Raw genomic sequence first — 14,123 nt, forward strand, 5'->3', positions numbered from 1 at the left:
CGCGCGGAGTTGGCCATCCGGACCTATCCGTCGCTGCCTAGGCAGTACGCAGCAGCACGGCGTTTGAGGCACTCCGCGCGAGATTTACTACATGCCGCCTGCTTCAAGGCGTTGGGTCGACCGCCTGCGCGGCGGGGCAATGCCCTATCCAAAAAGAGCTAAACTATCGGACGGATCTCCTGATCACCCTTCATCGAGCCTCGCGGAGGTGCCGCGTTCGATGGGGCTGCGTGTGACGGATGGGGGCGACATGGTTTCGATTTTCACAGGGCTCGGCGCTGGTTTCGAGCGTGGATCGGCTACAACTCTGGGATCCTCGGGCCTGCTCGGATCGGGCTCGCTGGGGCGCAACAACGAGCAGGTCTCGCTGAACGCGGCGACCGGTAACCTGCTGATTGGCCAGCGCGACGAGTTCCTGGTGGGGCTGGGGCCGGATTCGCCGATTGGGCGGACGTACAACAGCCTGGAGGATGTTGGGGACGGCGACAACAACGACCATTGGCGCCAGGGCACCACGCGCGGCATTCACGGCCTGACCGGCACGCTCAATGCGGTGGGGAGCACGATCAAGCGCACCTCGGGTGACGGGTCCGACGTCACCTATATTTGGAACGCTACCGCGTCCGCCTATGTCGCGACCGATGGCGACGGCGCTTATGACAAGCTGAGTTATGCGAGCGGGGTGTGGACCTGGACTGACGGCGCCAGCCAGTTCACCGAGAAATACGCAGCGCACGGCGTCTACGGCCTCACTGGCACCGTCAACACGACCGGCAGCACGATCACGCGTATCAAGGCGGACGGCACCAGCAGCATCTACACCTGGGACACTGGAACGTCCAAATATATCATCGACTCAGGTACCGCCAGCGCCGACAACCTGACCTATGCGGGTGGCGTCTGGACGTGGTCGAACAGCGGCGCTCCACTCACCCAATATTATTATAACAACGGCGCCAACTGGCGGATCACCGAGTTGGCCAACACGATCGGTCAGAAGCTCACTTTCACTTATGCCGGCGCAGTCCTGGACAGGGTGACGACGCAGGACGGCAGCTACGAGCAATATAGCTGGTCGGGCGGCCATATCAGTCAGATCGTGACCAGCTACACCAATCTGGCCACGGGTGCTGCGAACCAGACGCTTACCCGGACTCGCTATGGCTATGACGCATACAACCGGCTGACGACGGTAACGGTCGATCTGTCGCCCGGTGACAATGTCATCGCCGACGGCAAGACCTACGTGACGACCTACACCTACAAGTCGGCTACGGCCGGAACCCTTGGCTTCACCCAAGTTGCAACGATCGCCCAGACCGACGGTTCGTCGATCTCTGTCGACTATGACGGGGCGGGCCGAGTCATCAAGCTTACGCAGGCGGTCACGGGCAGCGTCACGCGCGAAACGTCGATCGTGTACGGCGCCGGCTCGACGACGATCACCGATCCTCTGATGCAGGTGACCACGCTCGAGTACAATGCCGACGGGTCGCTGAAAAAGGTCACCGCGCCCCCGGCTTATAGTGGCGCGGCGGCGCAGGTGGTGCAGTTCAGCTATGACGGTAGCGGCAATGTCCTGACGACGACCGATGCGCTCGGTGTCGCTTCCACCTTCACGTACGACGCGTCGGGAAACATGCTGACCTCGACCGATCGCCTCGGCAATGTCGTCACGCGCACCTACGGCGCGAAGAACGAACTGTTCACGGAGACGCGTGCGGGCTCGGATGCCAGCGGGGCGAGCGTTAGCCACACCGCCCGCTATGCGTACGACTCGAATAGTCTCCTGCGATATGCGGTTTCGGCAGAGGGGGAGGTGACCGAATATCGCTACGATTCGCTTGGGCGGCAGGTGTCGCAGCTCGTCTATACCGATCAAAAATTTGGTCTTTCGGGATATACAAGCACCCAGCCCGTCTCGGAGGCATCCCTCAACGCGTGGGTGATGGCGTTGGCGGATCGCAGCACGGTGGATCGCGCGGATACCGCATATAATCTGCGGGGAGATCCAACCAGCACTACCAGCTATGGTGTCCTGTCAATGGGCGGAACCGTTCCAGGAGACGTCTCCGCAATCCAGGCTGGAACCGGCACGACCGCAAGCCCTCAACCGAGTGGCCTGACCCGGATTACCAAAACAAGCGGCACTACCGCGTTTGACGCCGATGCCTCATCAACCATGGGCGCAAGCGGGGATTTCGTCCTCCAGATAAAGCCAAATCAGACCAACGCCAATCTCATGGTCGGGGTGTCGCAAAACCCGAGCAGCTCGACATCGAACGCTAGCCTTCAATACGCCTTCTATTTCCAGGGCTTCAACGTAAACAGCGCAGATAGCGGCAACGCGCTTCTGCTCAGTCCGTCATTTGCCGTTGGCGATACGTTCTGGCTGGTCCGAACCGGGACCACCATCAATTATTACAAGGGGGCGACGCTGGATGCGGCGATCGCCGCAGGCAGCCTTCGCACGGTCGCGGGGGCGACGGGTACCTTCTATTTCGACTGCACGGTGCAATCGAGTGGTGCGTCCTTCGACGTCGCGTTCATGTCTGATCCCGCTGGAATCCAGGCTGGAACCGGCACGACCGCAAGCCCTCAACCGAGTGGCCTGACCCGGATTACCAAAACAAGCGGCACTACCGCGTTTGACGCCGATGCCTCATCAACCATGGGCGCAAGCGGGGATTTCGTCCTCCAGATAAAGCCAAATCAGACCAACGCCAATCTCATGGTCGGGGTGTCGCAAAACCCGAGCAGCTCGACATCGAACGCTAGCCTTCAATACGCCTTCTATTTCCAGGGCTTCAACGTAAACAGCGCAGATAGCGGCAACGCGCTTCTGCTCAGTCCGTCATTTGCCGTTGGCGATACGTTCTGGCTGGTCCGAACCGGGACCACCATCAATTATTACAAGGGGGCGACGCTGGATGCGGCGATCGCCGCAGGCAGCCTTCGCACGGTCGCGGGGGCGACGGGTACCTTCTATTTCGACTGCACGGTGCAATCGAGTGGTGCGTCCTTCGACGTCGCGTTCACAGCAATCGATGCGAGTACCGATACCGGCCGCACCGCCTATGTCTACGACCAGGCCGGGCAGCTGCTCAGCCGGACGACCACGGGACTCAACACCGAAACCTTCGTCTATGACGGCCTGGGACGGCTCACGGCATCGACCGACCTGAACGGCAACACGACCAGCGTCGTCTTCAACGATTCCGCGATGCAGACGGTCGTGACGCTTACCAACGGCTATGTCCAGACATCGGTCTACAACAAGGCCGGCGAGCTGGTTTCCTTCACCGATTCTGGCAGCAACGTCACCGGTGGTACGGGCTATCGTGCCCATGATCAGCGCGGCCAGCTGCGGATCACGACGGACGCGACCAACCACAACAACTATGTGGTCTATGACAAGACTGGCAGGAAGGTGGCCGATGTCGATCACTACGGGAACCTGATCGAATATCGCTACGACGCGAATGACCGGCTGGTCGCGACGATCCGCTATTCCACCGCGATCACCTCAACCCAGCTCACGACGCTGCAGAATCCTCTGTCGAATATCGAGATGTCGACGCTCCGGCCAGCTGCGACTACGGCGGATCTGTGGACCTGGACGGTCTACGACGCGGAGGGGCGCGTCGTGGAGGCGATCAACGGCGATGGTGGCGTCACCACCTATCAATATGACGGGGAGAGCCGCCTGGTCGGAACGGTCAACTACTATAACAAGCTGACCTCGACCCAGATCACGACCATCAAGGCGACACCGCCGACGAGCGCGGTGCTGCCGACAGCGAACTCTGCGAACGACAGTGTCGCGCGCAACTTCTACGACAAATCCGGCCGGTTGATCGGCGTTCTGGATGGTGAGGGCTATCTCAGCCGGATCACCTACGACGCCGCCGGCCGCAAGGTCGTCGAGACGGCGTTTGCGACGATCACCACGGCTGGCTTGCGCGCTACAGGTATTTTCAACGACCTTGTCTCGTCGGTCACCGCTACTGTCAATCCGGCGGACCGCACCATGCGCTACGTCTATGACGGGCAGGGATATCTTCGTTTCCAGATCGATGGCCTGAATCAGGTCACCGAATATGTCTATGATTCCGGTGTCGCCGGCGGCGCGATCGGCGTCGTCCGGCAGACGATCCAATATGCGGGCACGATCGGTGCGCTCAGCGATTACAAGCTCGCGACCGTCAAGGCGGCTGTGGCGGCGCTTGCGAGCAATCCCGACAATCGCAAGAGCTGGGCCGTCTACGACACATCGAACCGGCTGGCCTATGCGATCGACGCCACCGGCGCGGTCACCGGATTCAGCTACGACAATCTCGGCCGGGTCACCAAGAGCGTCCGGTTCGCCACCACGCGGTCGACCGCGACCCTGCCCGATCTTGCGACGATGGCCTCCTGGCAGACCGCCAATGCCAGCGCCACCGCTGACCGCATCACCCGCAACTATTACACGGCGCGTGGCGAACTCCGCTACTCAGTCGATGCGGAAGGGTATGTCACCCGGTTCGATTATGACGCGGAGGGCCGGGGGACCGGCGCGGTGCGTTGGGACACGGCCGTCACGGCCACCGACAGCACCACGATTGCCAATATCGCGACCCTTGCGACCGGCACCTATGCCACCACCGCGACCAGCTATGATATGGACGGCCGCGTCGCCACCCGGACGGACGGTGAAGGCGTCATCACCGGCTATGTCTACAATACGAACGGCACGCTGCTCTGGACCACGGTTGCGACCGGGACGAGCGACGAAGCCAAGACGGTCTATGAATATGACAATGCCGGGCGCGTCGTCACCCGGTACGACGCCTATGGCACGGCCGAGGTCGCGATCACGCGCTTCACCTATGACGGGCTGGGCAATGTCCTGACCGTCACCGATCCGGCCGCTGCCGTCACCACCCGCACCTATGATCGGCTGGGGCAGGTGCTGACCGAGACGAACCCGCTCTCCGGCGCGGTCGCCTACCAGTACAACGCGTTCGGCGAGGCGGTGAAGGCCACCGACGAGCGCGGCAGCGTCAGCTACAGCTATTACGACACGCTCGGCCGCGTCACGCTCAGCTATGATGCCGGGCAGTACGGCACGCAGAGCAGCTACACGGTGTTTGGTGAACTCGCCTCGGTCAAGCGCTGGTACAACAAGGCGAACAATGCCGGCAGCGTCACCACGACGACGCAACCGACCTTCACCGCGGACGCCGCGCGCGATGCGACGACGAGCTTCCTCTATGACAAGGTCGGCCGCCTCCTCGGCTCGACCGACGCGCTGGGTGCGGTCGTCAGCTATACGCTCAATGCGTTCGGCGACATCGTGACCGAGGTCGATCCGCTCGAGACCGGCCCGGCAACCACGATCCAGACCACCCGCACCTATGACCGGCGCGGCCTGCTGAAGACTCAGGTGGTGGATTCGGTTGGCGGGGGCAAGGCGCTCACCACGACCTATGGCTATGATGCGTTCGGCCGGGTCGTCTCGCTGACCAATCCCGCGAGCCAGGTCACGACCAGCAGCTATGACCGCAACGGGCGGCTCAAGACCGTGGTCGACGCGCTCAGCCACACCACGACCTACAGCTACGACAAGCGCGGCAACCTGGCGGCCGTCCAGGACGTGATGAGCCAGATCACGCGCTATACCTATGATGGCAACGACCGGCTGATCTACACGGTCGACGCACTCGGCGGCATCACCCGGAACAGCTATGACGCCGATGGCCGGGTGATCCTGAGCCAGTCCTATGCGAGCCCGATCTCGCTCGCCGGACTCGCGACCGTCACCACCACCGCCGCGATTACCGCTGCCCTTGCTGCGCGCGTCGCCCCCTTGAGCAACGACCAGCTGACCCGCTCGGTCTATGACGCGAACGGCCAGCTTCGCTTCAGCGTCGATGCCGCGAACTTCCTGACCGAGTTCGTCTATGACGCCGCCGGCAACGCCATCCGCAGCATCGCCTATTCCACCGCGATCGCCTCGGCGCCGACATACACCATGGCGACCATCGCCACTCAGATCGCCGGGATGAGCGCCCCGGCACTCGCCGCCTCGCCGATCACCCGCAACGTCTACACTGCCGATAATCAGCGCAGCTTCACGATCGACGCGCTCGGCAATGTCACCGCCTATAGCTACGACGCCCAAGGCAATGTCGTGAAGCAGCAGCGTGTGGCGGCGAACTACGCCACCGCCGGTGACCCCACCGATGCCGCGATGGCGACGTGGCTCGCCAGCAACGGCAACACGACCAACGACCGGATCTCGCGCGCGGTCTACGACAAGAACGGCCAGTTGCGCTTCGACGTCGATGCCGAAGGCTATGTCACCCAATATAGCTACAACGCCGCCGGCAGCCTGCGCACCAAGACCCGTTATGCCGACCGCTTCAACGGCACCGGCGGGTTCGCAGCGTTCACCGACACTACGACACTGGCGCAGGCGATCACCAATGTCGCCGCGACCCCGACCGCCCCTGCGGCGGTAACCGAGTTCAAATATGACAGCGCGGGCCGGCTGACCGAGACGATCGACCCCGAAGGCACGCGCACCGTCATGACGCTCAACCAGCTCGGCCAGGCGCTGAGCACGGCGGTCGCCTATGGCACGGCCGACGAGAGCGTCACGACCAACACCTATGACGCGCTCGGCCGCGTGCTCACCGAGACGCGCGGCTATGGCCAGAGCGAGGCGGCAACAACGACCTATCGGTATGATTCGCTCGGCCGGGTGCTCGGCATGCTCGGCGGTAACGGCAGCGCAGCGCTGGTCGCGCTGGGCGGCAGTCCGACCCAGACGCAGATCGACACTGTCTACGCGACATACGGGACGATCTACACCTATGATGCCGTCGGCAATGTCCTGACGACCACTGTGGCACTTACCGCCTCCACCACGGCGACGACCACCAACAGCTACGACGCGTTCGGCAACCTGGTGAAGATCGTCGATCCGCGCGGCAATAGCGGCTATTTCTATTACGACGCGCACAACCAGCTGGTCCTGCAGGTCGATCCGGAAGGCTATGCCACCGCGACCAGCTACACCTTTACCGGCCAGACGGCGTCGGTCACCCGCTACGCGGTCAAGCCGACCGGTACGCCGGCGATCGGTGCGCCGCCCACCATCGTGTCCACGCCCGCGTCGGACGCGGTCTCGACCTTCACCTATGACAAGCTCGACCGCGTGCTGACGACGGCCCAGGTCATCGATACCACGCCGTCGCACAACATCACCGAGGGCTATGGCTACAACGCCTTTGGCGACCGGACCAGCGTCACCAACAAGCTTGGCGGGCTCACCACCAACAGCTTCGACAAGCGCGGCCTGCTGCTGAGCGAGGTCATCCAGGTCGCGGCGGGCAGCACGATCACCAACACCTATGCGTACGACGCGCGCGGCAACCTGACCCAGATGGTCGAAGCGAGCGGCACGGCCAAGCCGCGCACCACCGGCTATGCCTATGACAAGCTCGACCGGCTGACGACGACCACGCATGACCAGGTCACGGTCAGCACGAGCGACCTGTCCTCGACGTCGCTTGTCACGCCGGTCGACGTCCTGACCTATGATCGTCGCGGCAACGTCATCAAGTCGGTGACCGCTCAGGTCGGCGGCAGCGGCGGGGCCGTGACCTGGGCCTATTATGACGATGCCGACCGCAAGATCGCCGAGATCGACCCGCTCGGCACGATGAGCAAATGGACCTATGACGCCAACGGCAACACGCTCACCGCCACCGTCTATGGCGACGCGGTGACGCCGACCGGTCCGGGCGGGACACCGCCGGCGCCGGTCTCCCCGACCAACGCCCGCACCACGACCTATGCCTATGACAGGAACAACCGGCTGGCCACGACGACCGGTCCGGCGATCAAGATGGGCAGCTATAACGGCACCAGCTATGTCGTCACGACCGATGCCGCCGTCGCGACCAACGAATATGACGCCGCCGGCAACATCGTCACCCAGACCGACGGGCGCGGCAACAAGACCTGGTCCTTCTACAACAAGCTCGGCCAGCAACTCGCCCAGGTCGATCAGGAGAATTACCTGACGACCTGGGTGCGCGATGCGAACGGCAACGTTACCAGCGAGACACGCTACGCCAACAAGATCACCGGCGCCTTCACGACGACGAGCACCGTTGCCGCGCTCCAGACACTCGCCGGCACCAACGCAACGTCTGACCGCACCACGACCTTCACCTATGATCTCGCCGCACGCCGGTTGACCGAGACGCGCGTCGGCGTCGTCACCCTGGCCAACACCAGCGGGACGCCGACGACCTCGCTGCAGGACTCCCAGATCGTCTATACCTATAACGGCCTCGGTGAAGTGCTGACCAAGCGCGAGGCGAACGGCGACACGACGACCTATGGCTATGACGCGATCGGCCGCACCCTCACCCAGACCGATCCCAGCTACAATAATCAGAGCGCGCAGGCAGTCGCCCGGCTGACCACCTATACCTATGACGGCCTGAACAATGTCCTGAGCGTCACCGTCAGCGATGCGCTTGGCCATTCCGGCGGCGAACAGCATGGCACCACCTATGTTTATGATATCGGCGGGCGCCTCGCGTCGGTAACCGATGCGCTGGGGAAAACCCGCAGCTATGCCTATGACGCTGCCGGTCGCACCCTCGGCGAAAGCTATACCCGCACGCCGGGAAGCGGCGCCGCGTTCAACGAGACGATCAACTATCGCTATGATGCGGCCGGGCGGCTGACGTACCAGACCCTCGCGCACAAGGCGGTCGGCGCCTCCACCTGGATCTTCGACGCCGACACCAACCAGATCCAGTACAATGCCTATGGCGATGTCACCGCGCGCGGCATGAACGGCCAGTGGCAGGAAACCTATGATTATGATGCGGCCGGCCATGTCTGGCGGTCGAACTCGGGCGACGGCAGCGCGCGCATCTATCTCTACGACAAGGGCGGCAACGCGACCCTGACGATCGCCTCGTCGGGCGGCGTCAACCTCGCGACCTACACGCTCGATGCCGCGCTCAATCTCGTCACCAATAACGGCGCGTCGGCGGCGGGCAGCATCGCCGTGACGGGTGCGGTCGTCACGCTCGACGTGTTCGACAAGCGCAACCAGGATATCGACACGCGCGAATCGTTCCGCGAGACCAACCCCAACGCATCCAACCCGGCGATCTATGACACGGCGCTGATCCGTCACCAGCGCGGCTACAACGCATTCGGCGAGGTGGCGAGCGAAACGGACGCGCGCGGCAACGTCACCAACTACACCTACAATACCATGGGCCGGGTCATCAAAAAGGAGAACCCGACCGTCAGCGTCACCGCTGAGAATGGCGGGATCAGCTCGGTCCGCCCGACCGAGGACAATTATTACGATATCTCCGGTCGCCTGGTGGCGGTGAAGGACGCGAACGACCACACCAGCCGGCGCGTGCTGCTCGCCGGGACCGGCTATGGCGGCAATGCCGCGCTGGTCGTCACGGATACTCACGCGGACGGCTGGAGCGCCCTTACCGCCTATGACGTGTTCGGCAATGCACGCACCCTGACCGACGAGTTCGGCAATGCCGAGACGCACACCTATGATCTGAATCGCAACCTGCTCACCGTCGCGCATCGCGGCGGCCTGCTCACCGACTATTATGGCTATGACGAACTCGGCCAGCGCACCCGGCACTGGAACAGCCAGTTCAATACGAACCCCGCCAGCCCGACGATCCTCGACCTGACCAATTATGACGGACAGGGCCGGGTCATCTCCCAGGTCATCTCGTCCGGCTCGCCGGACGCGGCAACGACCACCTATGGCTATGCATGGGTCGCGAACGGCGGCGCTGGTTATTGGACCAAGACTACTGTCAACACCGCCGGCCTCACCGCGACCGAGAATGACGATTATTTCGGGCATGTCCTCGCCCGGACCGATTTCGGCGGGCATGTCTTCAGCTATGTCTATGACTATGCCGGCCGCCTGACGGCGCAGACCAACAATGCCGGCGCGAACATCGCCTATAGCTATTACAATAGCGGCCGTCTGGCGAAGATCGTGACGGGCACCGACAACGGCTATTCGAGCGAAACAGCGACCTCGCTCTACTCCTACGACGTGGACGGCAACCGCACGCGTGAGAACCATGCCGTCACCGGCTATTGGTATGATTATTACGACGGCATCGCTTATGCCTATACCACCTCCCACCAGGATGCGACGGTCGTCTGGGATGCGATGAACCGGATGGTGAGCTTCACCGATAGCGGCGCCAGCGGCAGCGCACCCGCCTCGATCGTCTATGAATATGACGCGGTCGGCAATGTCCGGCACATGGGTGCAAGCTATCGCGCGCTCGATGCGCAGGGCAACGTCGCCGGGACCGCGACGACCCAGGATTACTGGTACCGCTATGACAGCATGGACCGGTTCGTCACCACCATGGGCACTTTCACCGGCACCCGCGGCACGACCGGCGCGATCACGCGCGGTGCGACCGGCATCGACATCACTTACGACCAGGCCGGCAGACGGGCGACCGCGACCGGCACGACGACGCTGAACTGGTCGGGCTGGCAGGCCCATGGGAAGGGCGATACCTCCTATTACTGGTACGCCGACGAAGAGGGTGAATGGGGCGATCCGGTCGACACGATCTGGCTTCCATATTCGACGACATTCCAGGGCACCTATCAGGATACGTACACCTACCGGGCCGACGGTCAGTTGATGGGTGTCACGACCGCGACGCAGGTCGGCCACGGATCGGGCTCGTCGGTCGTCGGCGGCGAGATGAGCGGGGCGGGCACGACCGGCACCTATGTCCGCGACGCGATGGGCCGGACGACCAGCTATACCGCGCCCAATTACAGTTCGACCTCGACCTATGATTATCTGAACGCGCTGACCAGCCAGACCACCGACACGGTGCGCTCGGACGGCAGCTATCACTCCGTCACGACCTATGATTACCGCGCGGAGACCTATGCGGGCTCGGGCGTCTGGACCGGCGCCTATCAGGGCGGCTCGCTCGTCCATAGCCGCACCACCACCACCAAGGGCGGCGTATCGCAGCCGACCACCGACACCAAGACGACATTGGTCTGGTGGGACAGCGCCCAGGCGAGCCATGTCACCTTCACCCCCAATATCGCCAGCCCGGGCACGACCAACAATTCCAGCTATTATTACGACGATGCCGGCCATCTCCAGTCGGTCTATATCCAGGACGGACGCAGCCGGACGGTGAGCTTCGTCAACAATGCCGAGGGGCAGATCCTCTCGCGCGACGAATCGGACAGCCTGGGCACCGGCGATCCGCGGCAGCTGCATTATTATTTCAACGGCCAGCGTATCGGCGACATCTCGAACAACGGCTCCTCGAGCGTCGATTATGTCGCCGCCAATGCCCAGCGCACCGGCGTGCCGGGCACCGGCCCGTTCGCGGGCGGCTCGGCGACCAGCGTGCCCTACGCCGATTTCGACCAGAGCTATGATCCGATCAACGGGCTCGACTATGCACAGGCGGCGAGCCGCTACTCGGTCAACACGGGCGACACGCTGTCGAGCATCGCGACCCAGCTCTGGGGCGATGCGAGCCTGTGGTACAAGCTGGCCCAGGCCAATGGCCTGACCGGCTCCGAGACGCTCATCGCCGGCATGAGCCTGATCGTGCCGGCCGGCGTCCGCTCGAGCAGCAACAGCGACTCGACCTTCCGGCCCTACGATCCGAGCGTCGCCCAGGGCGATCTGTCGCCGACCGCGCCCTCCGCGCCGAAGAAGAACAAGAATTGCGGCGTGTTCGGGATGATCCTGCTGATTGTCATTGCCATAGCGGTAACGGCCGTGACGGCGGGGGCTGCAGCGGCGGCGACAACGCCGGGGATGACGCTTCTTCAGGGAATGTCTGTAGCCCTTGGGGGCACGGTCACTGTCGGTGCTGGGGCGGCGGCGGTCACGGTAAGTGCCACGACTTTTGGCCTGGCGGCGTTTGGCGCTATCGGGGCAGTCGCCGGTTCGATCGTCAGCCAGGGCATTGGCGTCGCCACTGGCATTCAGGACAAGTTTAGCTGGAAAGGAGTCGCACTCGCCGGAATCAGCGGGGCGATTGGTGGCGCATCCAGCTTGATTAAAGGGATCAATGGAATCTCCGCTGTAACCGGCAAGGCTACCACCGGACTCGGTTCGGTGACTTCCGCGATCGGTAGAGCCGTGGTGGGGAATGTCGCCACGCAGGGGGTTGCGGTCGCGACCCGCTTGCAAAGGAACTTCGACTGGGCCGGGGTCGCAGTCGCCGGAGTAGTTGGCGGTACTATCAATATTGTCAGTCGCTCCCTAACATCCGGTGGCGCGGTAGCAAGCACGAACGCTCCCCACGATGTCAGATATTACGCGAACCAAACCATTTCTGGTGCAGCCGGCGCAATAGCGGGTGGCGCGACGCGCAGCCTGATAAACGGCACCGATTTTGGGGATAACGTCATGGCCGCCTTGCCGGACGTGATCGGTTCCACGATCGGCAATGTGATAATCGACAGCATAAGTAGCGCGGCACAGCTCACAAATTTGGCACGGGCTCGCACACAAGCCGAACGCGATATTCTTGGCACCAGTGTGTCGGCACCCGCTGGCACGCTGCCCGACGGAAAAGTGGCCTCGGCGGACGCGGTTCGATCCCGCCTTACCGATGATGATTTCTGGGCATCGAGGTTCGATAGCAACCGGGCAGACTTCAAGGCAGCGATGAGGACCGGGCAAGCGCCGCAACTCAATCTCGATTCGTTGTTCGATGGCGTCCTGGTAGACGGCCCCGCGCGCCTTATCCCAGCGAGTTTTACATCCTTGGTCAGCGAAAAATGGGCTGAGTTCGCTACCTGGGTTGGCAGGCAGAAGGTTCCGGGCAGCGACTACACTATTGTCGAAACCTATCATGCCGCTGTTCGGAGGGTAGAGGCGGAATTTTCGTATGTAACGGAAGAGGGCCGCGATATCGTGGTCACCGCCATGCGCACGGCCAGGGCCGTTGGCGACGGGATCCGACACGGATATGACGCGCTCACCGCCAGTATCGCTGAAGCGACGAGCGACGAAAATATCGGCCGTGAGACGATCAAGACTCTTGGACATTTTTTTGGAGGTCCGATTGGCGAATCGCTCGCTGATCGTTATGTTCCGAGGCGCGTCGCAAAGGGCGTCGGAGGAGCGCTCAAATCTGACATCGCGGACGCGATCCACTCTCTGAACGGTGCGAATGATCTCATGCGGGGCAATATATTTTCGCCCGACGCTCAAGCGTTCTCTGCAAGCACGATAGGAATCGCAAAATATGTAGGGGAGCGCGGAGGAAGTCCCACACGAATCGGTTTCGATATGGGCGTTTCGCTCAGCGAGCGCACTGATGCATGGGTTGACGCCTATAACCGCGCCGACGCAGGTCAGCGTCAGGAAATGCTGGGCAGGGTCGGGGGCCATGGCCTGTTTGCTGTGGCCACAACGGCGGCCGGAGGTTTGGGAGAGTTCGCGGTTGGTCGCAGGGTTGTCGCTGGTATCGATGCTGTTGCCGCAGAGAGCGCAGGCGTGCGCGGGCTCGGGTTGACCGAGCTTGATCCGATGACCATTCGCTTTTCGCAGACCACCGTAAAACAACAGGGTGCGACGCTACCGGCGCTTGTCGAGAGCATGCAGAAGAATGGGTTTCTGGTTGAACCAGATAGGCTCCTTGACGTCGTGCGCATGCCCGATGGAGCTCTAACTACACTGGACAACACGCGAATTTTGGCCGCTCAGCGGGCTGGCGTGAACGTCCAGGCTCGGGTATTCGACTTCTCTGATCCACTTCCTAACGATGTGGATTTCGTGTCGCGTTTCGTAGGTCGACGTGGTGAAATTCCTCAGACCTATGGGGATGCAGTGATGAACAGAATCGGGAACCAAAGCTCTTCTTTCCGAAACAGATATCCGTATGGATCTCCTTTTACTGGATCAGCTCACTAATGAACGACGCATTTATACCGGAAGAGCAGCTACCGAGCTGGTTTTCTTATCCAGGAGAATTTATTAGTGCGGTAGAAGCTGGCGTGTGTGACGTGGGGCCTTGGCAAATTTTAAGCGGGACATGGCT

At 62.4% G+C, this 14,123-nt stretch carries 1 protein-coding gene; it reads left to right on the plus strand.

What is annotated here, in order from left to right:
* Positions 1 to 250: 250 nt before the first annotated feature.
* Positions 251 to 13,996 (plus strand): LysM peptidoglycan-binding domain-containing protein, encoded by a 13,746-nt coding sequence (locus AC1RT8_RS11595; protein ID WP_493075798.1) that lies wholly within the window; start codon positions 251 to 253, stop codon positions 13,994 to 13,996.
* Positions 13,997 to 14,123: the final 127 nt, after the last annotated feature.

Source organism: Sphingomonas sp. GW821-FHT10F11 (genome assembly GCF_058809095.1).

What these genes read in the sequence shown, in the direction of transcription:
- AC1RT8_RS11595 (WP_493075798.1), top strand. Translation starts at nt 251, where the DNA reads ATGGTTTCGATTTTCACAGGGCTCGGCGCTGGTTTCGAGCGTGGATCG.